The 22538-nt window shown below is 69.5% G+C and carries 19 protein-coding genes; 6 read left to right on the top strand and 13 right to left on the bottom strand.

Annotated features, from left to right (window positions below; genetic code table 11):
- The first annotated feature begins 20 nt into the window (after positions 1–20).
- Positions 21–1307, top strand: coding sequence for an MFS transporter (locus H5J31_RS15395; protein WP_181773255.1), 1287 nt, complete (start codon positions 21–23; stop codon positions 1305–1307).
- Between the two features lie 304 nt (positions 1308–1611).
- On the opposite strand, the gene H5J31_RS15405 is transcribed toward H5J31_RS15395, so the two are convergent.
- Entirely contained in the window at positions 1612–2886 is a 1275-nt protein-coding gene (locus tag H5J31_RS15405; RefSeq protein WP_181773256.1) for an FAD-dependent oxidoreductase, read from the bottom strand.
- An 89-nt stretch (positions 2887–2975) separates the two neighbouring features.
- Between H5J31_RS15405 and H5J31_RS15410 the strand changes: the two genes are divergently transcribed.
- The 3 genes from H5J31_RS15410 to H5J31_RS15420 all read left to right on the top strand — a co-directional run bounded on the left by H5J31_RS15410 (position 2976) and on the right by H5J31_RS15420 (position 4982).
- Entirely contained in the window at positions 2976–3608 is a 633-nt protein-coding gene (locus H5J31_RS15410) for a TetR/AcrR family transcriptional regulator (RefSeq protein WP_181773257.1), read from the top strand.
- 97 nt (positions 3609–3705) lie between these two features.
- Positions 3706–4197 carry a SigE family RNA polymerase sigma factor gene (locus H5J31_RS15415; RefSeq protein WP_328701494.1) on the top strand — a complete coding sequence of 164 codons (492 nt, stop codon included), beginning with the start codon at positions 3706–3708 and terminating at the stop codon, positions 4195–4197.
- 2 nt (positions 4198–4199) lie between these two features.
- Complete coding sequence (locus H5J31_RS15420) at positions 4200–4982, top strand: hypothetical protein (protein ID WP_181773259.1); 783 nt, start codon at positions 4200–4202, stop codon at positions 4980–4982.
- On the opposite strand, the gene proB is transcribed toward H5J31_RS15420, so the two are convergent.
- From proB to H5J31_RS15445, 5 genes are all read right to left on the bottom strand, one after another.
- Complete coding sequence (gene proB, locus H5J31_RS15425; protein WP_181773260.1) at positions 4979–6088, bottom strand: glutamate 5-kinase; 1110 nt, start codon at positions 6086–6088, stop codon at positions 4979–4981. The two genes, H5J31_RS15420 and proB, sit on opposite strands and share 4 nt — an antisense overlap.
- Entirely contained in the window at positions 6085–7521 is a 1437-nt protein-coding gene (obgE, locus tag H5J31_RS15430; RefSeq protein WP_181773261.1) for a GTPase ObgE, read from the bottom strand. The genes proB and obgE overlap by 4 nt, the downstream gene beginning before the upstream one ends.
- A gap of 107 nt (positions 7522–7628) precedes the next feature.
- A complete protein-coding gene (gene rpmA, locus H5J31_RS15435) occupies positions 7629–7886 on the bottom strand; it encodes a 50S ribosomal protein L27 (protein ID WP_086846674.1) in 258 nt (85 codons plus the stop codon).
- A gap of 38 nt (positions 7887–7924) precedes the next feature.
- Positions 7925–8239 (bottom strand): 50S ribosomal protein L21, encoded by a 315-nt coding sequence (gene rplU / locus H5J31_RS15440; protein ID WP_005158538.1) that lies wholly within the window; start codon positions 8237–8239, stop codon positions 7925–7927.
- Between the two features lie 169 nt (positions 8240–8408).
- A complete protein-coding gene (locus H5J31_RS15445) occupies positions 8409–11642 on the bottom strand; it encodes a translation initiation factor IF-2 N-terminal domain-containing protein (protein ID WP_181773262.1) in 3234 nt (1077 codons plus the stop codon).
- 530 nt (positions 11643–12172) lie between these two features.
- Between H5J31_RS15445 and H5J31_RS15450 the strand changes: the two genes are divergently transcribed.
- Positions 12173–13603: a S8 family peptidase gene (locus H5J31_RS15450; protein ID WP_181773263.1), complete on the top strand. Its 1431-nt coding sequence runs from the start codon at positions 12173–12175 to the stop codon at positions 13601–13603.
- Positions 13604–13611: 8 nt separating this feature from the next.
- Here the strand turns inward: H5J31_RS15450 and H5J31_RS15455 are convergent, their stop codons facing one another.
- The 3 genes from H5J31_RS15455 to H5J31_RS15465 are packed head-to-tail and all read right to left on the bottom strand — an operon-like array spanning position 13612 to position 16170.
- Positions 13612–14439 (bottom strand): ABC transporter permease, encoded by an 828-nt coding sequence (locus H5J31_RS15455; protein ID WP_181773264.1) that lies wholly within the window; start codon positions 14437–14439, stop codon positions 13612–13614.
- Position 14440: 1 nt separating this feature from the next.
- Positions 14441–15256, bottom strand: a complete 816-nt coding sequence (locus tag H5J31_RS15460; protein ID WP_181773265.1) for an ABC transporter permease — start codon at positions 15254–15256, stop codon at positions 14441–14443.
- On the bottom strand, positions 15256–16170 hold the full coding sequence (locus H5J31_RS15465) for an ABC transporter ATP-binding protein (RefSeq protein ID WP_181773310.1): 915 nt from the start codon (positions 16168–16170) through the stop codon (positions 15256–15258). The genes H5J31_RS15460 and H5J31_RS15465 overlap by 1 nt, the downstream gene beginning before the upstream one ends.
- A gap of 117 nt (positions 16171–16287) precedes the next feature.
- On the opposite strand from H5J31_RS15465, the gene H5J31_RS15470 reads away from it, so the two are divergent.
- Positions 16288–17331 carry a M14 family zinc carboxypeptidase gene (locus H5J31_RS15470; protein WP_181773266.1) on the top strand — a complete coding sequence of 348 codons (1044 nt, stop codon included), beginning with the start codon at positions 16288–16290 and terminating at the stop codon, positions 17329–17331.
- A gap of 59 nt (positions 17332–17390) precedes the next feature.
- Here the strand turns inward: H5J31_RS15470 and H5J31_RS15475 are convergent, their stop codons facing one another.
- The 4 genes from H5J31_RS15475 to H5J31_RS15490 form a co-directional block, all read right to left on the bottom strand.
- Positions 17391–20735, bottom strand: coding sequence for a phosphodiester glycosidase family protein (locus H5J31_RS15475; RefSeq protein WP_181773311.1), 3345 nt, complete (start codon positions 20733–20735; stop codon positions 17391–17393).
- A gap of 128 nt (positions 20736–20863) precedes the next feature.
- Positions 20864–21604, bottom strand: coding sequence for a maleylpyruvate isomerase family mycothiol-dependent enzyme (locus H5J31_RS15480; RefSeq protein WP_181773312.1), 741 nt, complete (start codon positions 21602–21604; stop codon positions 20864–20866).
- A 55-nt stretch (positions 21605–21659) separates the two neighbouring features.
- On the bottom strand, positions 21660–22070 hold the full coding sequence (ndk, locus tag H5J31_RS15485; protein ID WP_020629465.1) for a nucleoside-diphosphate kinase: 411 nt from the start codon (positions 22068–22070) through the stop codon (positions 21660–21662).
- A gap of 64 nt (positions 22071–22134) precedes the next feature.
- Positions 22135–22482 (bottom strand): winged helix-turn-helix transcriptional regulator, encoded by a 348-nt coding sequence (locus tag H5J31_RS15490; protein ID WP_181773267.1) that lies wholly within the window; start codon positions 22480–22482, stop codon positions 22135–22137.
- Between the last annotated feature and the right edge of the window lie 56 nt (positions 22483–22538).

Raw genomic sequence — 22538 nt, forward strand, 5'->3', positions numbered from 1 at the left:
GCGCGAGTACGGAGGTGCCGATGGCGGACTCAACGACGGAGCGGTTGGGGCATCGGCTCCCGGTGAAGAAGCTCTTCGCCGCCAGCGTCGGGAACGCGCTGGAGTGGTTCGACTGGACCATCTACGCGACCTTCAGCATCTACTTCGCCAGCGAGTTCTTCCCGAAGGGCAACGAGGCGCTGGCGCTGATCAACACCTTCGCCACGTACGCGCTGGCCTTCTTCTTCAGGCCACTCGGCGGGATGTTGCTCGGCCGTTTCGCCGACATCAAGGGCCGCAAGCCCGCGATGATCCTGACCATCGTGCTGATGGCGGGCGGTTCGGTGGCGATCGGCCTCCTGCCGACGTTCGACCAGGTCGGCTGGCTGGCCCCGATCCTGTTGCTGCTGGCGAGGGTGGCACAGGGACTGTCGCTCGGCGGCGAGGTCTCCAACGCTTCGGCCTACTTGGGGGAGATCGCACCGCCCACCCGCCGCGGGCGGTACTCCGCCTTCTTCTACATCTCGACCGGTTCCGCCGTCCTGCTCGCCTCGATCCTCGGTTTCGTGCTCGCGCGGACGATGTCCAAAGCGGACTTGACGGCGTACGGCTGGCGGATCCCCTTCCTGCTCGGCGGCGTCCTCGGCATCATCGGCCTGTGGCTACGGCGCAGTCTCGCCGAAACCGAGATCTTCGAGGAGAAGAAGTCGACCGCGCGCCGGGTGGAACGGCCGCTGCGCACCACGCTGCGCGAGCACCCGCGCGCGGTGGTGCAGCTCGTGGGCTTCTCGATGCTGTCGACCCTTTGCTACTACACGTTCTTCAGCGCGCTGACGTCCTTCGCGGTCAAGACCCGCAAGGCCGACGACGTCGACGTGTTCCTCGCGTTGTCGATCGCGACGGCGTTGTTCGTGGCACTGCAGTACCCGATGGGCGCCCTGTCGGACCGGTTCGGCCGGAAGCCGCAACTGCTGGTCTGGTCGGCGGCGACCGCGATCCTCATCGTCCCACTGTCCACTTTGGTCCGGCCGGGGCTACCCGGTCTGATGATCGTGTTCTGCGTAGGGCTCTGTCTGTACACGGCGATGACGTCGATCGCGCCCGCGATCATGAGCGAACTGTTCCCCACCGAACTGCGTGGGCTCGGCATCGGCGCCTGGTACAACCTGACCGTCGCGTTGTTCGGCGGCACCGCTCCCCTGGTGCTCACCGCGCTTTCGGACGCCGGACTGTCGACGCTGTTCTTCTGGTACGTGGCCGCCGGGGCGGTGATCGCCTTCTTCGTCATCCGGACCCTGCCGGAGACCAAGGGCAGCGACCTGCGCTGAAAACTCCGTCGCCGACGGTGTCCCACACCGCCGAGGCGATCGACGGCCGCGACGACCTCTCCCCCGAAGTCAAGGAAGAGGTCGCCAGGGCGATCGGGATCGGCGCGATCGAATACGCCGACCTTTCCGGCGATCGCGAGCGGGACTACGCTCGCCGGTGCGCGGACGGTTCCCGAAGCGCTCGGCGCGGCGACCGCCGGGTATGTCCCCCACAAGCTGTGACTCACGGCTTCTGCTGGCCGAGCTCACGTCGAAGATGCTGACGCTGGGCCTGTCCCTGCCCGGCATCTCCACTCCCGACAGGCTATGAGTCACCGTGGTCGCTGAAGACCTTGCGCTTCAAGGGCGGAACAGCCTGGAAGAACCGGAACATGCTCCGCGCCATCGTGCGGCCCGCCCGGTTCTCCGACACGAACTGGCGCGCGCTGCGCTCCGAGTCGCGCACCGCCGCGAAACCATAGTCCCGCATCCGTTGCTCGTAGCCGGCCACCGCGGTGCGCGTCGCGCCGGTCTTCCGAGCCGCGACGAGGTTGCGGCACAGCAGTTGCGCGTCCCGGAGCGCGGTGTTCGCGCCGATACCGCGGAACGGCGTCATGCTGTGGATCGCGTCGCCGAGCAGGGTGATGTTGCTCGTCGGCCACGGCTCGACGGGCTTCGACGTGAAGATGGGCAGCCGCGAGACCGATCCCGCCGGCGAACCGGCGACCAGTTCCTTGAACGCGGGATCCCAGCCGCCGATCAGGTCCAGCACCAGGGTTCGTAGTGCTTCACCGTCCAATGAGGACACGTTGTCCGGGTAACGCCGGTTGTCGGCCGCGAAGGCCCACATGATGTAGCTCGAGGTGTTGTCGAACAGAACAGGGTCGTAGTCGAGGGTCTCGTCGTTGACCGATGTGACGCCGTTCAGTTCGTGCGGCGCGCTGAACAGGCCCGCGCCGGTGCGCGGCATCACCATGCTCGGACCATCGGTGAGCCGCGCGGGCAAACGCTTGCGGGCCTCGCCGGTCAGCGGATGCTTGCCCGCGATCGCGATGATCCCGGTGTCCACGCGGGCGGCCTCGGGAAGGAACTGTTTGCGCACGCGGGAGTTGGCCCCGTCCGCGCCGATGACCAGGTCGGCCTCGACGGCGCTCCCGTCGGCGAACTCGCAGACGACCACCTCGCCCTCCCGCCGGTAGCCGACGAACTCCTTGCCGTGGTGCAGGACTCCGTCGAGCCCGTCGGACAGCACCTGGTGCAGGCTGATCCGGCTGACCGAATGGTGGTTCGACGCGGGATCCGGGCTCCAGGTGAGCTCGCTGTCGATCACCATGAGGTCCTTCAACCGCTCGGTCACGAACGTGAACGCCCCGCTCGTGGTGCCGGTGGTGGCCAAGAACCGTTCCCAGAGCTCGGCGGGCAGGCATTCGTGCAAAGCGGCCGAACCGTGCGGATTGATGTGCACGCGATAGCCCTGCAGTCGCTCGGTCCGGGTGCGGCTGCGCTCGTAGACGGACACGTCGACGCCCGCCTTGAGCAGCCCTTGCGCCAGGCAGAGCCCACCCGTGCCGCCCCCGATGATCGCGATCCTGATGGTCATTCGATCTCCTCTCTCCGCCGACCACTATCAACCAGGTGGATGATAAAGTCAACCAGACGTTTGAAAGAGTCAGCGGCTAAGGTGAACTCATGTCGGAAGCCGCCCCGCGCAGTCCTCGCCGCGCCCCCGTCGACCGTCAGCGCGACCCCGAGCGCACGAAAGCGCAACTCCTGGAAGCGGCGAAGTCCGAGTTCGGCGCGAAGGGTTACGCGGCGGCACGCGTCAGCGAGATCGCCGCAAAGGCGGGTGTGAACAAACAGCTGATCTCGTACTACTTCGGCGGCAAGGAGGGGCTGTACAACGCGCTGACCGCGACGATGTACGACGACTACGTCGCGGCCTCCGAGCACGACAAGCCGTTCGCCGAGGTGGTGCGCTTCTTCGCGCAGTCCGGCGTCCGCGACCACGACCTCGCCAAACTGTTCCTCTGGGAGAACCTGACCGACGGCGCGCCCGACGCGATCGGGGTCGAAGGCCAGCGCGGGTTCCTCCAGCGACAGGTCGACTACGTCCGGGCGCGCCAGGCCGCCGGCGACTTTCCCGCCGACCTCGACCCGGAATTCCTGCTGCTGATCTTCATGGCCGCGGCCAGCGCGGGGCTGGCGCTCCCCCGCGTCGTGCGGGCGGTCACGGGACAGGACCCGAACTCGGCCGAGTTCGCCGAGGCCTACGGCGACCAGCTGGCGCGACTCGTCGGCCACCTCGCCACTCCGCGAAAGTGATAGCAAAGGTCCCCTGCTCCCCCGGTTCCAGGATCGCTTGAACCTTCCGGCCCTCCCGACGGCTAGTACGGGCAGGAAGACGATGGGGAGGTGGCCGGTGGGGAAGCCGAGAGACGCCGACTTCAGTGAGTACTTCGCCGCACGGGTCCAGCGGTTCCGACGGCTGGCGTTCGGTATGTGCGGCGACTGGCACGGCGCCGAAGACCTGGTGCAGGCGACGTTCGTCCAGTTGTACCGACACTGGCGGCGGGTCCGGCCGGACACCGTCGACGCCTACGCGCGCCGGATCCTCCTGAACGCCTTCCTCGCCGGACAGCGGAAACGCGGCCGCGAACTGGTGATGTCCGCACCTCCCGAAAGAACCGCGCCGACGGGCTACGACAGTCACGACCGGATCGACCTCGAACGAGTACTTTCCGGCCTGACACCGCGCCAGCGCGCGATGGTCGTCCTTCGCTTCCTGGAGGACCTTTCGGTCGCCGAAGTGGCCTCGTTGCTCGGTGTCGCCGAAGGGACGGTCAAGAGCCAGACCGCCCGCGGGGTCGAAGCACTCCGCGCCGTCCTCCCCTCCCCCTCAGGCAAGGAGTAGTCATGGATGACCTCGATGTCCGCTCCGCGCTGACGGAGTACGTGACCGAAGCGGAGCCGCCGATCGGGCTGACCGAGCAAGGCGTCCTCGCCGCGGGTCGCCGATCGCGGCGACGTCGCCTCTCAGCCGGTATCACGGGAGCCGCGCTCGCCGTGGTGGCCGCTCTCGGGGTGACCTTCGCGGTCATCGCACCGCAGCCTGACGGACCCGTCGCGGGAGACCGCTGCGGAACGAAGTCGCCTGGCGAGACCGCGCAGCAGGTCATCACCCGCATGAGCTGCACGGTCGGCGCCGCCGTCCGGTCCCGGCTCGCCCCGGGGGTGCGGATCGAAAGGCTCACGCTGCCCGAGGAGATCCCGCCGTCGGATCCGTTCTTGCTGTACAGCAAGCAGTTCCCTGAGACAGCCGCCGCGTCCACGTTCTATTTCCTGGGCGTCCGGGTGAGTGACGACCGCGGCGCGGGTTCGGTCTACGTCCGGATCAGCCCGCCACTCGGTTACGGGATGGCGAGCTGCGAAGCCGAGAACATCCCGAAGGCGGACTCCTGCACCTCACGACGGATCGCCGAAGGCATCCTGCTGGAGCTGACCTCCCGTACCCCCGAGGGCCTGATCGTCCACACGACCATGCTCAGCGGGCCGACCGCCACGATCACCCTCATCAGCAACAACAGTGGCGTCTTGGATACCGGCGACGGGTTCCGCCCACCGGTGCAAAGTGCCGAGCCGCCGCTCTCCGGGCCTCAACTCCAGGACATCGCGGTCAGGCCGGGGCTGGTGCCCTAGCGGTGCAGGGGGACGAGGTCGTCGGCGTGGACGACCTCGCGCCGCTGTTCGGCGGGCAGGTCGTGGCTGGAACGGCCGATGAGGTCGGGCAGTTCGCCGGCGTCGAAGGCGACGACACCCCGGGCGACAGTGCGCTGCTGGGGATCGACGAGATCGACGACGTCGCCTGCCTGGAAGTCGCCGTCGACGCCGGTGATCCCGGCGGCGAGCAGGGAGCGGCGACGCCGGACGACGGCCGTGACGGCGCCGTCGTCGAGATGCAGTTCGCCGGACGCGCCGGCGGCGTAGCCGAGCCAGAAGCGCCGGGCCGAAAGGCGTGAGTCCGCGGCGGCGAAGGCGGTGCCGACCTCGGCGGTGGTGAGGGCGCGGGCGGCCTCGGAAGCGGCGGCCAGCAACACGGGAATACCGGCACCGGCCGCGGTGCGGGCGGCGGCGAGCTTCGAGACCATGCCACCGGTGCCGAGCCCGGAGCTGGACATGCCGACGGTGATTCCGTCCACATCGGACTCTCCAGCGACTTCGGCGATCTTGCGAGTCGCGCCGTCGCGGGGATCCCCGTCGTACAGACCGTCCACATCGGACAACAGCACCAGCGCGTCGGCGCCGATCAGGTGGGCCACCAGAGCGGCCAGCCGGTCGTTGTCGCCGAAGCGGATTTCTTCGGTGGCCACGGTGTCGTTCTCGTTGACCACGGGCACCGCGCCGAGAGCCAGCAAGCGGGTGAACGTGTTCTGCGCGTTGCGGTAGTGCGAGCGGCGCACGACGTCGTCCGAGGTCAGCAGAACCTGGCCCACGGTCAGGGAAAACCGGCCGAACGACTCGGCGTAGGCGTGCGCGAGCGCGAGCTGTCCGACACTGGCGGCGGCCTGCTGGGTGGCGAGGTCACGCGGTCGCTTCCCGAGCGCGAGCGGCGCGAGTCCCGCGCCGATCGCACCTGAGGACACCAGCACGATCTGCGTCCCCCGCGAGACCCGCTCGGCGATCGCGTCGACCAGCGCGTCCAGCCGCGCCACGTCGAGACCGTCGCCGGCGGTGGTCAGCGCGGACGAACCGACCTTGACGACCACGCGTTTCGCCGCGGCGATCGCCTCACGGGTGGAACTCACTCGTCGTCCGGGCCGTCGCGGCGGATCCGGCGGGCTTCCTTGCGCTCGGAGGCACCGATCCGGTTGTTGTTCTCCAGCCGGACGTCCGTGCCGCGGCCGGACAGGTGCACCGCGACACCGGCGGGCGTCGACGGCTCCCACTCGAACTGGACGTCGCCGATGGTGACCGGGCTTCCCGGGACGGCGCCCTTCTTCGCCAGCGCCTCTTCGACACCGAGCCGCTGGAGCCGGTCCGCGAGGTAGCCGACGGCCTCGTCGTTGCCGAAGCTCGTCTGGCGGATCCACCGCTCCGGACGGACACCGCGCACGATGAACGCGCCGTCCTCCTCGGGGTCGATCTCGACGGTGAAACCGGCGTCGTCGACGGCCATCGGCCGCAGCACGACCTTCTCCGGCTCCGGCTCGGGCTGCTCGGCGCGGTACTTCTCGACCACGGCGGCGAGCGCGTAGGTCAGTTCCCGCAAGCCTTGCCGCGACGCCGTGGAGATCTCGAACACACTGAGCCCGCGGGCTTCCAGTTCCGGGCGCACGAACTCGGCGAGTTCGGCGGCGTCCGGGACGTCGATCTTGTTGAGCACCACCACTCGCGGCCGGTCGGCGAGGTTCCCACCGAGGCTCGGCGTGTAGCGGGCGAGTTCTTCTTCGAGAGCGTCCATATCGGACAGCGGGTCGCGGCCGGGCTCGAAGGTGGCGCAGTCGATGACGTGCACCAGCACCGCGCACCGCTCGATGTGACGGAGGAAGTCGAGGCCGAGGCCCTTGCCCTCGCTCGCGCCGGGGATCAGGCCGGGGACGTCGGCCATGGTGAACACGGTCGATCCTGCGGTGATCACGCCCAGGTTCGGCACCAGGGTGGTGAACGGGTAGTCGGCGATCTTCGGCTTGGCCGCGGACAGCACCGAGATCAGCGACGACTTGCCCGCGGACGGGAAGCCGAGCAGGCCGACGTCGGCGACCGAACGCAGTTCCAGGACGAGGTCGCGGCTCTCCCCCGGCTCGCCCAGCAGCGCGAACCCGGGCGCGCGGCGGGCCTTGGAGGCCAGCGACGCGTTACCGAGGCCGCCACGGCCGCCCTGAGCGGCGACGAAGGTGGTGCCGGGGCCGACCAGGTCGGCCAGGATCTCGCCGTCCTCGGTCATCACGACGGTGCCGGACGGGACGCGCATCTCCAGCGTCTCCCCCGCGGCGCCGGCGCGGTTGCCGCCCTGGCCCAGTTTGCCGTTGCCGGCGCGGGCGTGCGGGCGGAAGTGGAAGTCGAGCAGCGTGTGGACGTTCGGGTCGACGATCAGCAGGACGTCGCCGCCGTTGCCGCCGTTGCCGCCGTCCGGGCCGCCGAGGGGCTTGAACTTCTCGCGGTGCACCGAGGCGCAGCCGTTCCCACCGTCACCGGCGGTCAGATGGATCACCGCGCGGTCCACGAAACGGGACGCCATGACTTGCCTCTTTCACTCTTGAGAAGGGGGATACATAAAACAAACGAGGGGTGGGCCCGGATATTCCGGCCCACCCCTCGTCAGAGGTTCTAACTAGAAGCCGAAATTCAGGCTTCGGACGGCACGATGTTGACCGTCTTGCGACCACGCTTCTCGCCGAACTGGACCGCACCGGCGGCCAGCGCGAACAGCGTGTCGTCGCCGCCACGGCCGACGTTCACACCGGGGTGGAACTTGGTGCCACGCTGGCGGATGAGGATCTCGCCCGCGTTGACTTCCTGGCCGCCGAACCGCTTGACGCCCAGGCGCTGCGCGTTCGAATCGCGACCGTTGCGGGAGCTGGACGCACCCTTCTTGTGAGCCATAGCTCAGTCCTCTTTCTGACGAAGATCCGGAGAAAGTCCTACTTGGAGATGCCGGTGACCTCGACGCGGGTCAGCTTCTGCCGGTGACCCTGGCGCTTGTGGTAGCCGGTCTTGTTCTTGAACTTGTGGATCCGGATCTTCGGACCCTTGGTCTGCTCGACGACCTTGCCGGTGACCGAGACCTTCGCCAGCGCGTCGGCGTCCGTGGTGACGTCGCCACCGTCCACAAAAAGGACTGCGGGGAAGGTGTGCTCGGTACCCGGCTCGCCTTCGAGCTTCTCGACCTCGACGACGTCGCCGACGGCCACCTTGTACTGCTTGCCGCCAGTCTTGACGATCGCGTACGCCGACACGGAAGTCTCCTGCTTACTCGACAACGGGTGGGGGCTTGCGTGACCGGCCCACCGGATCTCTCTCGGCGGTCCAAGGTCTGCGCAAGGTGCCCGCCTCTAATGGCGGGCCGCTCTACAGGTTACGGGGGGCTCCCCGGTGCGATCACACCGGGGTGCCCCTCGGTGTTCACTAGCTCTTTTCCGACGCCTTGACCGGGGGACCGGCCGGCCGTGAGGCCGCACGTCGCGGACGACGGCGGGTGGTGGAGCGCCCGGCCGGGGCCGGGACGTCCACGTCGGGTTCGTTCTCCTCCGGCGCCGCCGGAGCCTCGGGCTCGGCGGGCTTTTCGGAAACCTCAGGTGTCGCAACGGTCTCAGGAGTCACCGGGACCTCGGGGGCATCGGGTTCCGGACCGGTTTCCCCGACGACCGCGATCTCTTCTTCGCGCTCCGCCGGGGCTTCGTCGTCCGGCGTCGTCACCGGTTCACCGGCGAGTTCCGTGGCGGGCGCCTCGGCGACCGGCTCGGAAACCGGCTCAGCGGCCGCCTCGGCCGCCTGCTCGACGGTCTCCCGGGAAACGGGCCCCGTCGCCGCTTCGACCGGCTCAGCGGACTCGCTGGGCCGCTCGGCGGCCGGAGCGTGGCCGTTGAGCGCGGCACCCTCGACGTTCTCGGTGACATCGTTCGGGTGGTCGCCCTTGACCGCCTTGGAGGCGGCGTTGGCCATGGCCTGCACCGCGGTGACCACCGATTCCCGCTGCTCAGGGGTGGGCTGCGGGGCGTCGGCCTTGGGCGCGGCGGGCTCGGGCTGCTGCTGGGCCTGCGGCGCCTGCTGCTGCTCTTCGCCCTTGCCGCGGTTGCGGGAACGCCGGGAGCCCTGCTGCTGCTCCTTGCCGCCACCACCACCGTTGCCACCACCGTGGTTGTGCCCGTTGCCGCCGCCGGCGGTGCGCTGCGGCTCGGTCGAGACGACCACGCCGCGGCCCTTGCAGTGCTCACACGGCGTCGAGAACGCCTCGAGCAGCCCGGTGCCGATCTTCTTACGGGTCATCTGCACCAGGCCGAGCGAGGTGACCTCGGCGACCTGGTGGCGGGTGCGGTCCCGGCCGAGGCATTCGGTCAGACGGCGCAGCACCAGCTCACGGTTGGATTCGAGCACCATGTCGATGAAGTCGATGACGATGATGCCGCCGATGTCCCGGAGCCGGAGCTGGCGGACGATCTCCTCCGCCGACTCCAGGTTGTTCCTGGTCACCGTCTCTTCGAGGTTTCCACCCGAACCGGTGAACTTGCCGGTGTTGACGTCGATGACCGTCATCGCCTCGGTGCGGTCGATGACCAGGTAACCACCCGAAGGCAGCCAGACCTTGCGGTCGAGCGCCTTGGTGATCTGCTCGTCGATGCGGTGGTCGGCGAAGGCCGAACCGGTGCCCGTGTACCGCTTGACCCGGTCGGCCAGGTCCGGCGCCACGTGCTGCACGTAGTTGTAGATGGTGTCCCAGGCCTTGTCGCCCTGGATCTCCAGCTTGGCGAAGTCCTCGGTGAACAGGTCGCGCACGACCTTGACCAGCAGGTCCGGCTCTTCGTAGAGCATGACCGGGGCGCTGCTCTTCTTGCCGGTGCCGCCCGCTTCGGCCTTCTCCTTGATGACGTCCCACTGCGCCTTGAGGCGGCGGACGTCGCGGTCCAGCTCCTCCTCGCTGATGCCCTCCGAGGCGGTGCGGATGATCACACCGGCGTCCTCGGGAACGATGCGCTTGAGAATGTCCTTCAGACGGCGGCGCTCGTTCTCCGGCAGCTTCCGGGAGATACCGGTGGCACCGCCGGCGGGCACGTACACCAGGAAGCGGCCCGGCAGCGAGATCTGCGTGGTCAGCCGGGCCCCCTTGTGCCCGACCGGGTCCTTGGTGACCTGGACCAGCACGGAGTCGCCGGTGGAGAGCGCCTGCTCGATCTTGCGGGCCTTGCCCTCGAGACCGGCGGCGTCCCAGTCGACCTCACCGGCGTAGAGCACGGCGTTGCGGCCGCGGCCGATGTCGATGAAGGCGGCCTCCATCGAGGGCAGCACGTTCTGGACACGGCCCAGGTAGACGTTGCCGACGATCGAGCCGGTGCCCGACGAGGTCACGAAGTGCTCGCACAGCACGCCGTCCTCGAGCACGCCGATCTGCGTGGAGTCGCCCTTCTCGGCGACGACCATGGCGCGCTCGACCGACTCGCGGCGGGCGAGGAACTCGGCCTCGGACAGGATCGGCGCGCGACGACGACCGGCCTCGCGGCCGTCACGGCGGCGCTGACGCTTGGCCTCGAGCCGGGTCGAGCCGCGCACGCTGCGCACCTCGTCGCGGGCGGGGCGCTCGGTCTCGGCGGCCTTGGCCTGACGCACGTGGACGACCGTGTTGGGCGGGTCGTCGGTGGTGGACTCGACGTTGTCGTCGTCCCCGCCCTTGCGGCGACGGCGACGGCGACGGCGCTTGCTGCCCCCGTCGGAATCGCCGTCATTGTCCGAATCGGACTCGGCGGAAGCCTCTTCGGCGTTCTCGGACTCGGCCTCTTCGGGCTCGTTGTCCTTGGTGTCCTTGTCCTTCGCGCGCTGCTGACGGCCGCGCGGGGCTCGCGGCTCTTCGGCCTGCTCGTCCTCGTTCTCGACGTCGGCCGAGTTCTCGTCGCCGCCCTTGCCGCGGCCACGGCCGCGACGTCCGCGACGGCGACGGCGACGGCCGTTGGCGTCGTCACCGTCGTCGTCGGCGCCCTGGCGGTCGGACTGCTCGGTCTGCGTCTCGTCCTCGTCGGACGTGGTCTCTTCGGTCTCGGTGAAGGCCGGCTCCGGCTTGCGGACGGGCTTCGCCGTGACGGGCTCCGGCGGCAGGAAAACCGGCGACGGCGCCGCGAACACGGGAACGTGCACGGCGGCCTTCGACGGCCGGGTCGTCCGCTGCGGCGGCTCCGGCGTCACCGGGGCGGCCAGCGCGGGCGGAACGCGCCGAGAAGGAGCCTCCGCCTGCGGAGCGTTCTCTGCCTTGACCTCGGGCTTCGACTCGGCCTTGACGGCTTCGGGGGCCTTGGCGGCTTCCGGCTCGGGCGTGGCCGGGGTCTCACTGACGCGAGCCTCGGTGACGCGCGTCTCAGCGACGGGCGCCTCGACGTCGGCGGCCTCGGCGGCCGGTGCCGCAGGGGTCTCGGGCTCGTCTCCGCCGGCGAGGGCTTCGGCGAGCTTGATGGCCACATCGCGGGTGACGCTGGACTGCGCGCTGCGGACGGTCTCGCCGAGCTCACCGAGCTTGGCCATCAGTTCACGGCTGTTGGATCCCAGGAGCTTCGCCAGGGCGTGCACCCGGATCCGGGGAGGCAGTTCGGCCAGCTGGCCTGCGATGGGTGTGGCGGTATTCCCGCCGGTGACGGCGGGTGTGTCCGCGTTCGACATATATCTCCTCCGCCCCCGGGCGCGTCGGCAGGCTTTCACCGGCTCGACGCGGCCGCGCAGGGGCCCCTTTCTGTTCGTTCCGCCGTGGTGGTCACCAGCAGCGGGAATCCTTGCCCGGCACCGCGACGGCGCCGGGGTTGTCCGGGCGCCGCACACGGCTGAAGGTCTACTCGGCGGAGCGCTGGCCACGTTCGCGACATCGGGCCGCCCGCCACGTCGTCGAGCCGCATGCAGCGGCGACGCGTGTGGAGGATGTGCAGCACACCACCGGGCCACGAGACCGCGAGCGCCACCTCTCACGTGTGCCCGTCGGCCAGCGGCCACCGCGAGTATCCCACACCCCGGCCCCACTCCGGTGTACTCGGTGCCACAGGCCTGACTCCCGGGCGCGCCGCGACCACCGGCCGGGCGAACTTCGCGAGAGAGCTTGTCGACCCGGCCGAGGGTGGCTAGCGTGCCGCTCGGGGGTGCCGAAGCCCAGCCCAGCCCAGGCGATCCCCGTAGTCCCCTGTTCTCCGGTGGGAGGTCCGGTGTCCCTGCTGGGGCGGTCCCTGCGAGCGGCCGTGTGCGCCTTCATGGTGCTCTGCGGTTCGGTCTCGGCCGTCGTGACGGCCGAGGCGGCGCCTTCGTGCCATCCCGAAGGCCGGTCCTTGCGGTACGTCGTCGCCTTCGACCGGGGCACCACCGAAGCCGAGGCCAGGGCCGCCGTCACCGGCGGTTGCGGCACCACGACGATCTACTACCCGCAGATCGCGGTGGCCGTGGCGACCTCGGCCGACCGGGACTTCGCCGAGCTGGTCCGGCCCGCCGCGGCGTTCAGCGCGCAGGCCGAACGGCTGGCGGTGCAGCGGGCCAACGGCACGCCGTCGCCCAGATCCGCCCCGGTGCGCGCCGAGCTCGAACCGACGGATCCGGCGAAGGTGCCCACCGCCGACCGCACCGACGAGCAATGGGACATGCGCGTGATCGGCGCCGACAAGGCCCACGCGATCGAGCCGGGCAGCCGGAGGGTCGTCGTCGGCGTTCTCGACTCCGGTGTCGACCCGGCGCATCCCGAACTCACGGCCGCCCTCGACCCGGACGCGTCCGCCGGCTGCCTGAGCGGCGCTCCCGACCGGAACTGGGCCGCGACGACGTCGGCGCACGGCACCCATGTCGCGGGTGTGATCGCCGCGGCCGACGACGGTAAGGGCATCACCGGGGTGGCCCCGGGCGTGCGGATCGCCTCGGTGAAGGTGATCGACGACCGCGGGTACGCCGATCCCGAAGCCGCCGTCTGCGGGCTGATGTGGGCGGCGTCACACGGCATGGCCGTGACGAACAGCAGCTACTTCGTCGATCCGTGGTCGCTCTCCTGCGCGCGCGACGACGAGCGGGGCGTGGTGAACGAGGTGATGGCCCGCGCCGTAGAGTACGCGACGTCGGCGGGCACGCTCAACGTCGCGGCGGCCACCAACGAGGCCGTGGGCCTGGTGCCGTCCCCGCGTTCCGGGGTCAAGGTCCGGGGTGACGGCTGTCAGGCGCTCCCCGCCGGACTGCGCGACGTCGTCGCCGTGTCCTCGGTGAGCGCGGAGCGGGTCAAGGCGGGCTACAGCTCGTACGGACTGGGCGTGATCGACGTGACCGCGCCCGGCGGCGAGGCCGGGCAGTGCGTGCTGTCGACCGTCCCCGGCGGGTACGCACCGCTGTGCGGGACGTCGATGGCTTCGCCGCACGTCGCCGGCGTCGCGGCACTGCTCGCTTCGGAACATCCGGGCTATGGGGCCCGTCAGCTGAAGCGGACGCTGGACGGGCAGGCGACACCGATCGCGTGCCCCGCCGACTACGACCTGACCGGTGACGGCTCGCAGGACGCCTACTGCAACGGGTACGCGGGGTTCAACGGCTTCTACGGGCACGGGCTGGTCGACGCGCTGGCCGCGGTGGCGCCACGGGTGACGGGCTCGAACCCGGCTCGCTGACCTCCGGATCAGCGCAGCAGCAGTTTCCCGAACCGCCGCGACGCCCCGTAGATCCCGACCGCCGCCAGTGCCACCAGGTACGCCACGTTCCCGAGCATGCCCCACGAAAGCACGCCGACCGAAAGCCCTCGCATCAGCTCGATCCCGTGGTACAGCGGGAAGATCCGCACGATCCACTGGATCGCCTCGGGGTAGACCGAAAGCGGGTAGAACGTCGTGGAGAACAGGAACAGCGGCATCAGCACGAGGTTGATGTAGTCGAATTGCGACACCGACCGCAGGAAGGTCACCAGCACGATCCCGATGGCGGAGAAGGCCATCGCGACCAGTAAGGCCGCCGGGATCATCAGCACCGCCCACCAGGAATCGGGCAGCCCCATCGCGGTCATCACGCCGAGGAAGGTGACCGAGTAGATCCCGCCGCGCAGTACCGACCAGCCGACCTCGCCGAGCGCGATGTCGAGCGGCCCGATCGGGGTGGCGAGCATGGCGTCGTACAGCTTCGCGTACTTCAGTTTGAAGAACAGGTTGTACGTGGAGTCCATGATCGCGCCGTTCATCGCCGACGCCGCGAGCAGGCCGGGCGCGACGAAGGCGACGTAGGTCATGGTCTGCCCGCCGGGCCCGATGACCTCGCCGACGAGTTTGCCGAAGCCGAGCTGGAAGGCCATCAGGTAGAACAGCGGCTCGAAGGCGCCGGACACGAACAGCATCCAGACGTGCGAGTAGGTCAGGAAGGTGCGTTCCAGCACGGCCTTCGACCGGCCGCTGTACATCGCGGGCGGCAGGACGCGCAGCAGCACCCCGCGCCGCGGTGCCTGGGTGAGAACAGCCACGTCAGACCACCAGCCGTCGGTAGAAGTACTTGTGCGCCAAGGCCCAGCCCACTCCGGCCAAGACGACCAGGAAGGCGAGGTGCCCCAGGGTGGCGAGTGGGCCGACGGTGCCGAGGCTGACCGCCCTGGCGGCCTCGTTCCCGTGCCACAGCGGGGAAAGCCACGCGATCCACATCAACGGGTCCGGGAGTTCGTCGATCGGGAAGAACGTGCCGGAGAACAACGTCATCGGGATCAGGATGAACCGGAACACCAGACCGAAGCGCGAACCCTCGTCGTAGGTGGTCGCGGCCAGCGCCATCACCGGGGTGCCACAGGCGATCCCGGTGAGCACCCCGATCAGGATGACGGCGAGTACGCCGAAACTCGTCCACGAGCCGAACAGGGCCGCGATGACGGCGTAGATCGAACCGGCCAGCCCCAGCCGGATCGCGACCCAGATGATCTGGCTGCCGAGTACCTGCCCCGGCGTGATCGGGCTCGCGGTGACGGCGACATAGCTCTGCTGCCATTTGAACCCGGACAGCACCGGGTAGCTCGACTCCCCCACCGCCAGCTGCGCGGCGCCCGCGACGAGCAGCGCGGGCGCGACGTATTCGAGGTACGAGAACCCGCTCGTCGCGGCTCCTGCCTGCACCTGCGAGCCGAAGCCGAGTCCCATCGCGGCCAGGAACAGCACCGGCTGCAGACCCGTCGAGTACAACGTGGACAGCCAGTACCGGCGGTACCACATCCAGTACCCCTCGACCCGCAGCCAGGCACCCAGCCAGGTCGAGACCACGCGGCCCGTCGAGGCCTTCGTCTCCGCTGTGGTCATCAGTCCACCAGCGTCCGGCCGGTGAGGCGGAGGAAGACGTCCTCCAGCGAACTGCGACGGACCAGGCTCGACAGCGGCCGCAGCCCGCGCGCGTGCGCCTGTTCGAGGGCGGCCTCGCCGGTCATCGTGTAGAGCAGGACGCGATCCGGCAGCACCTCGACGCGTTCGGCGAGGCCCTCGACCTTCTCGGCCGCCGCCTCCTGCTCGCCGTTCGGGAAGCGCAGTTCGACGACCTCGCGGGTGGAGTACCGGCTGATCAGGTCGGACGGCGAACCCTCGGCGGCGATGCGGCCGTTGTCCATCACGACCAGCCTGTCGCACAGCTGCTCGGCCTCGTCCATGTAATGCGTGGTGATGATCAGTGTGGTCCCGCCGGCCTTGAGCCGGAACAGCCTGTCCCACAGCAGGTGCCGGGCCTGCGGGTCGAGCCCCGTGGTCGGTTCGTCGAGCAGGAGCAGTTCGGGGTCGTTGACCAGGGAGCGCGCGATGGTCAGCCGTCGCTTCATCCCGCCGGAGAGCGAATCGACCTCCGCGTTCGCCCGGTCGGTGAGCTGCGCGAACTCCATCAGCTCCTCGGCCTTGCTCCGCACGTGTGAGCGCGAGAGCCCGAAGTAGCGGCCGTAGATCTGCAGGTTCTGGCGGACGGTGAGCTCGGTGTCCAGGTTGTCCTGCTGTGGCACGACGCCGAGCCGGGCGCGGATCTTCGGCCCCTCGACGTCCGGGTCCATGCCGAGGACCCGCAGGTCGCCGTCGCTGCGGGGGGACACGGACGCGATCATCCGCATGGTGGAGGATTTGCCCGCGCCGTTGGGCCCGAGAAAGCCGAACGCCTCCCCCGGGCGGACCTCGACGTCGATCCCGCGTACGGCCTCGAAGTCGCCGAAACGCTTGACCAACGCCTTCGCCTGCACCATCGCCGGTTCGTGCTCTGAATCACCCACGTCTGCACCCTAGGACCTGCCACCGACAAAATTCGACCGGTTTACCGCCGCCCTTGTTGGACGCTCCCGGCTCGTCGATACTCACCGACCATGAGTCTCAAGTCCCGAATCGCCCTGTTGTCCGTTTTTGTCAGCGCCGGGCTTCTCGTGGCTCCGGCCGCCCAAGCGGTCGAGACCGCTGAAGCCGCTCAAGCCGCTGAAGCCACTGTGGACGGTCGGACCGTCGACCCGCGCCCGTCCACCGGCAAGCTCGCGGTCGAACTGCACAAGCTGGCCCTGTTCAGCCACGGCAAGATCCGGGTGAGCAAGATCGGCCGCAGCAACGAGGGACGTCCGGTGTGGGCGGCCAGGGTCGGCCACGGCAAGACGCGGATCCAGTACGTCACCCAGCAGCATGGCGACGAGCCGCTCGGCACGCCGGCGGCGCTGGAGTTCCTGCGCAAGGTCGGCGTCGAGCGCGGCGCTTGGCAGCAGAACCTGCTTTCGAAGGTGACCGTCGACATCGTCGTGCGCGCCAACCCGGACGGGCACGAACGCGACTGGCGCTACAACTACGACCCCGAAGCCACTCCCGAGTACGGCGAGAAGGGCAAGGGCTACGACATCAACCGCTACCACGATCCGGCCGTGGCGCCCCAGGACAACCCGGCCACCGAGGCGGGACTGATCCAGCGGCGGAACGCGTCCTTCAAGCCGGACATCATGGTCGACTACCACATGCAGGGCCGCTACCAGGACGCCAACGGCAAGGAGATCACCGCTTCCACGCTGTGGCCGACGAACGCGGGCGTGAAACAGTCCGATGTGGACTTCGCGAAGCAGATCGCGGTCGTGGTGCAGCGGTCGATCGACGGCAACGGCGGTTACGTGTCGCAGTACCCCGGCGGTGACTACCAGGGCATCGCGCGCAACGGATACGGGCTGCTGGGCAACGGCAGCGTGCTGATCGAACTCAGCGCCATCCCGGAGCGTGAGCAGGCGCAGATCCAGGACGCGCTCGCGTCGATGCTCGCGATCGCGCGGACCGCCGCCGACGGTTCGGTGCGAAAGGTCGACCCGGCGAAGGCCGACGCGATCCCGCCGCGGGGTCCGGCACTGCCCGGCACGGTCGAAGAGGCTCACGAAGCCGCGTAGCGCGTGCAATGAACGGCCCGTTACTTGCAAAATTTGCAAGTAACGGGCCGTTCATAGCGCTAGCGGACGGTGACCGAGAGGCTCTGGGTCACCCCGTTGGCGGTGACCGAAAGCCGCGCCACACCCGGCCGCAGCGCGGTCAGCACCCCGGTCGCCGGGTCGAAGGACGCGATGTCCCACGGCATCGCGGGCACGAACCCGTCGGCGACGTGCGTGCCGAGGCCGCCCTTCCAGTCCGCGCTGACCGGATACGACACCGGCACCTGACGCGCTCCCTGCGTCACCACCGCCCGGATGTCGGCCTTCTCGCCCCGTGCCAGCGCGGAAGGCCCGGAAACCGTCAGCGTGTCGACGTTCGGCCGGGTCTCGAAGCGCACCGGCTGTGCCTTGTCGCCGGGCTCGAACCGGACCATCGTCCAGCCGACGAACCCGCCGTCACCGGGGGCGGCGGCCGGCGACTTCCCGGAGTTGCCGTTCACCAGATACGGCACGCCGTCCACGCGCGACAGGCTGAACACGCCCGCGTGTGAAGCGATCGCGGCCGCCTGCTTCCCGGAATCCCGCTCGAACGCGGTCAGCCAGCCGGTCAGCATCGCCGCTTCCTTGCGGTCGGCCAACTGCGAGTTCCCGGTCGGGCTCGGATCCTTGACCGGGTGGTGCATCGCGACGACCACACCGCGAATCCCTCGATCGGACTTCGCACCGTCCAACGCCTCGCGCAGCATCCGGATCTGGTCGAATCCGCCCGCGCGCAGCGAACCGCGTGAGGAATCCATCAGCACCAGGCGGATCCCGGCGACGTCGACGACGCGATGGGTCTGTCCGAACGCCGCCTGGAACTCGGTGATCCCGTGCCCGCCGTCGGCTTCGTGGTTGCCCGGGACGTAGTACCAGGGCGTTTTGCCGACCAGTTCCTCGTCGATGATCGAGCGAGCGAGTACGAAATCGGCGGCCGTCCCGCGATCGACGAAGTCGCCGTTGATCAGCACGAGATCCGGTTTCGCCGCGACGGCCTCGCGCAGCGCGCGCCGGGCCTGGGCGACCAGCGGGCCGTTCGGGTCGTCTGCGGTGAACTGCGCGTCGCTGACGACGGCGATCCGCAGTCCGCCGGTCGCGGTGCCGTCGGTGATCAGCGACGGATCGCGTGGTGCCGGATCGGCCGGGACGCTCGCCGCGGGCGCGACCTCGAAGGTGAGGTCGTCGAAGACCAGCCGTCCTTCGTACTGCTGATCCGGGACGTTCTCGACGGCGTAGAACTTCGTCAGCCGCTGCCCGTCGGGAAGCCCGGCGGGGATCGCCGCGCGGACGTAGCGCCAGCCCGTCCAGTCGACGCTCAGCGAAAGGTCCACAAGGGACGGGACGTTGGCGGCGTCGCGGAGTTCCGCCCGCAGCCAAGCACCCTTCGCGTCACCGTTGACCCACAGTCCGACGCGCTGGGTGCCCGGCGGCACCGCGATGGGCGCGGCCGAGTTGACGTAGGCGGCGCGCGTGGAGTTCGTGCCGTTCAGGCGGTAGTCCAGCGCGAGACCGCGTCCGCCGTCACGGCCGGGTCCCTCGGAAAGCGCGGCTCCGACGACGGCCGGGAAGACGCTGGCGCTCCAGCCCGCCGGACCGTCCAAGGAGGCGACGACCCGGGATTCCGTGCCGACGGAAGCCGCCAGATGCGTCGCCTTCCCGCCGGCCGTGGCGGTGATCGCCGAAGCGCCCGAGGCCTTCAGCGCGGTGACCGCGAAGCCGTCGCCGGACGGCTCGATCCGCACTACCGCGGGGTCGTAGTCGAGTTTGACGTCGTCGGGCTCGATCCACGTGCCGTAGCCGTCGGCGTCGTAGCCGAACACCTTGAACGTGCTCTTAGCGCCTTCGCCGGACAATGCGACCTGCTCGGTACTGGTGCCCAGCCTGACGGGCGCGCCGAGGACGTTCAACGTCGTCTTACCCAGGACTCCGCCGTGCTTGGCGTAGACGTCGACGTTCGCGGGGGCGTCCGGCCGGAACCGGTCGGCGTGCGCGGTGAAGACACCGTCGGTCACCGTGCCTCGGAAGGGGTTCGTGCTGAGCCACTGCACCTTGGCGTCCACCGCGGCGCCGGTCTCGTCGTGCGCGCCGCCGGTCAGTTTCCGCGTCAGCCCCGAAAGCACGCGAACGGCGTCGGCGGTGTCCTGCACGGGACGCGGCGCGAACCCGGTCAGCCGTCCGCTCCCGGGCACCGTGGCGACACCGATCCCGTTGGGCACCACGCGTTCCCCGCCGTCCGACGGCGCGTTGCGCACCAGCGGCGCCTTTTCTCCTTCCTCTCGGGCGAGCAGCGTCGAGGAGCCACCGCCGTCGAGGTTGATGGCGTCGTCCGCGCCGAGCGACTTCATATGGCGCGCGAGTTCCAGTTCCGTCATGCCCCGGCTGTCGGCTTGGCGGCCGTCGACCGTGGCGAGCCACATCTTCGTGCCGTCGGCGGAGAAACCGACCGCGGTCCGGGGGTGCATGGCGACGTTGTCGACCGGCTGGATCGTGCCGTCGCGCAGCAGGACGATGTTGCCGCCGACCGAGACGGACACCTTGCCCGCGTCGCTCTTCGGCGCGTAGGCGACGCCCACCCGGTCGCCGGTCTTCAAGCCGGACAACGTGTCCGCGCCGCCGTCGCGGGCGAGCAGGACGGTCGCACCCGCGGCGATCGGACCGTCGGCGGGCTGCGGCCGCACCTGCGCGACGACGCCGTCGGCGACCTCGATCTCGACGACGCGCTGGGCACCCGCGACCGAAGTGCGCCGCGACGACGCGCCCCACAGCGGTGTGTAGACGCCGATCGCGTTCCCGCTCAGCACCGGGCTGTTGAAGTTCGACGCGGGCACGACCCGGCCGTCGGGCAGGGTGACCGACGCTTCGAGGAACACCTCCGCGAGCCGCGCCTTGCCCTCGTCGGTGATCGACGCGGTCAGGTTGTGGCCCTTCGCGGGCGCCGTCTGGAGTTTCCCGGCGTCGACGCCGACGCCGATCGGGGCGCCGGTGGCGTTGATGTCGAAGAAGTCGCCGTTCACCCCGGCGACCGCACCGGCCTTGGCGACCTGCTGCGAAAGCGGCGTACGCGCGGAAACCGTGCCAGGGCTGAGGTAAGTCGGCTTGAGCGTCTTGCTCGTGAGGTCGACGGCGAGCGTGTCGCCGCGGATCCAGCCCGCCGGGTCGTAGCGGTCGAACTCGGTGAGATTCAGGCCCGGTGCCACCCGCGAAGTCGCGCTGGTGGTGACGAGACCGTCGTCGGGAGCCGTGACGGCGTACGCGGACGGGCCCTCCTTCGCCGAAGAAGCCGCCGGAGCGGCTTCGACGGGCGCCGGACCGAGCGGAGCGGTCAAGGGATCGGCGTGCACCGGTGCGGCGGTCAGTAATCCGGGCAGCAGGGCAGCGAGCAACAACAGGCGTGATTTTCTCACGAAATACCCCACGATCGAGTGAGAGTCGGCTCAGCTCAGCACAGCGGACGCGAGCCGCCAGGAGAAGACCCGGAGGTGAACGTGAACCGAACGGCGTAGGGCGCCGAAGATCAGGGCGTGAAAGGCCCGGCGAGGAAGGTCTCGGCAGCCACGACGTCGCCGGTGATCTCGAGCCCGGATTCGGCGAGGCCGACCCGTTGCCACAGCAGCAGGTCCAGGCCTTCCGCGGGGCCTTCGACGACGGCTTCCGCGGCTTCGGCGGGATCGGCCTGTCGCGAGCCCGGGACGTCCTCGGCGGAGGGCGTGATCAACCAGGCGTGTCCGGTGTCGGATGTCTTCAGCAGCAACGGAACGGTGACCGCGGGCGGGGTGTGCCAGCGCTTCACCTTCGGCAGCATGCTCAGGAGGACCTCGTCCACTCCGTCGGCGGCGACGGCGGGTTCGAGGGTGTACTCGGTCCCGGCCGCGCGGTGCGCGTCGAGCAGGTGCACCGCGGTCTCGTGGACCTGGCGGCGGAACCAGAAGGACTTGGTCTTGACGGCGGCGGTGAAGTTCCAGGCGCCGTCGTCCGGGGTGGCCTCGCGCAGCGCCTCGATCAACCCGTCCGCGCTTTCGCCGTACCAGGTGGCGAGATCCGCGTCCGGTTCGACTTCGAAGATCTGCGGAGCGGGATCGCCGGTGCGAACGATGCCGGTGGCCCAGCGATGCACGTTGCCGAGGTGGACGACGAGGTCACGCAGGCTCCAGTCGCCGCAGCACGGCACGGACGCGGCGTGATCCCCGGTGCGCGCCACCTGCGCGAAACCGGTGGTGAGTTCCCGCAGTCGCGCCAGGTACTCGTCCGGTGTCATCGACATCCCCCAGATCCGTGGGTGACGCGAGGGGCCCGCGTCACCCACGAGTGTGTCAGACCTCGGGGAACCAGAGCTTGAGCTCGCGCTCGGCCGACTCCGGGGAGTCCGAACCGTGCACCAGGTTGTACTGGGTCTCCAGCGCGAAGTCGCCGCGCAGGGTGCCCGGGGTGGCCTTCTCGACCGGGTCGGTGCCGCCGGCGAGCTGACGGAAGGCGGCGATGGCGCGGGGGCCCTCGACGGCGAGCGCGACCAGCGGGCCCGAGGTGATGAACTCGAGGAGGTCGCCGAAGAACGGGCGCTCCTTGTGCTCGGCGTAGTGCTCCTCGGCGACCGAGCGCTCGACGGTGCGCAGTTCGAGGGCGACGAGCTTCAGGCCCTTGCGCTCGATGCGCGAGATGACCTCGCCGACGAGGCCGCGCGCGACGCCATCGGGCTTGACGAGGACCAGCGTGCGTTCAGTCACGACGGTATTTCTCCTTGGGTGGGTTTCGTGCTATTCGCCCGGAGCCTACCGGGGGCTTCGCGGCTCACTTCAGGTCGGACCAGGGAATGGCTTCGATGCGCTCGATGTGTTCCTCGCCCCACTCGCCGAGCGCGGCCATCGCGGTATCGAGCGAGTGCCCGAATCCGGTCAGCGAGTACTCCACCTTCGGCGGCACCTGGTGGTACACCTCGCGATGCAGCAGCCCGGTCGTCTCCATCTCCCGTAGTTGCAGGATCAGCACCCGCTCGCTGATGCCGGGCACCGCACGGCGCAGCTCCCCGAAGCGCAGCGCGCCGTCCTGGAGCGCGAACAGGATGAGCCCTTTCCATTTGCCGCCCATGACGGCGATCGCGGCGTCGAGCCCGCAAGTGAACGTACGTTTCCCGGTCATCACACTTACCTTTTTGTCGGTACCCGGCAAAATAGTAGGTACTTGAGGGAATGTAC

It is taken from the genome of Amycolatopsis pittospori, assembly GCF_013870525.1.
Classification (GTDB): domain Bacteria; phylum Actinomycetota; class Actinomycetes; order Mycobacteriales; family Pseudonocardiaceae; genus Amycolatopsis; species Amycolatopsis pittospori.

Excerpts from the sequence above, each read along its gene's own strand:
- H5J31_RS15395 (WP_181773255.1), top strand. The coding sequence starts at position 21 with ATGGCGGACTCAACGACGGAGCGGTTGGGGCATCGGCTCCCGGTGAAG.
- H5J31_RS15405 (WP_181773256.1), bottom strand. The coding sequence starts at position 2,886 with ATGACCATCAGGATCGCGATCATCGGGGGCGGCACGGGTGGGCTCTGC.
- H5J31_RS15410 (WP_181773257.1), top strand. The coding sequence starts at position 2,976 with ATGTCGGAAGCCGCCCCGCGCAGTCCTCGCCGCGCCCCCGTCGACCGT.
- H5J31_RS15420 (WP_181773259.1), top strand. The coding sequence starts at position 4,200 with ATGGATGACCTCGATGTCCGCTCCGCGCTGACGGAGTACGTGACCGAA.
- obgE (WP_181773261.1), bottom strand. The coding sequence starts at position 7,521 with ATGGCGTCCCGTTTCGTGGACCGCGCGGTGATCCATCTGACCGCCGGT.
- rpmA (WP_086846674.1), bottom strand. The coding sequence starts at position 7,886 with ATGGCTCACAAGAAGGGTGCGTCCAGCTCCCGCAACGGTCGCGATTCG.
- H5J31_RS15445 (WP_181773262.1), bottom strand. The coding sequence starts at position 11,642 with ATGTCGAACGCGGACACACCCGCCGTCACCGGCGGGAATACCGCCACA.
- H5J31_RS15460 (WP_181773265.1), bottom strand. The coding sequence starts at position 15,256 with ATGACCACAGCGGAGACGAAGGCCTCGACGGGCCGCGTGGTCTCGACC.
- H5J31_RS15465 (WP_181773310.1), bottom strand. The coding sequence starts at position 16,170 with ATGGTGCAGGCGAAGGCGTTGGTCAAGCGTTTCGGCGACTTCGAGGCC.
- H5J31_RS15470 (WP_181773266.1), top strand. The coding sequence starts at position 16,288 with ATGAGTCTCAAGTCCCGAATCGCCCTGTTGTCCGTTTTTGTCAGCGCC.
- H5J31_RS15480 (WP_181773312.1), bottom strand. The coding sequence starts at position 21,604 with ATGACACCGGACGAGTACCTGGCGCGACTGCGGGAACTCACCACCGGT.
- H5J31_RS15490 (WP_181773267.1), bottom strand. The coding sequence starts at position 22,482 with ATGACCGGGAAACGTACGTTCACTTGCGGGCTCGACGCCGCGATCGCC.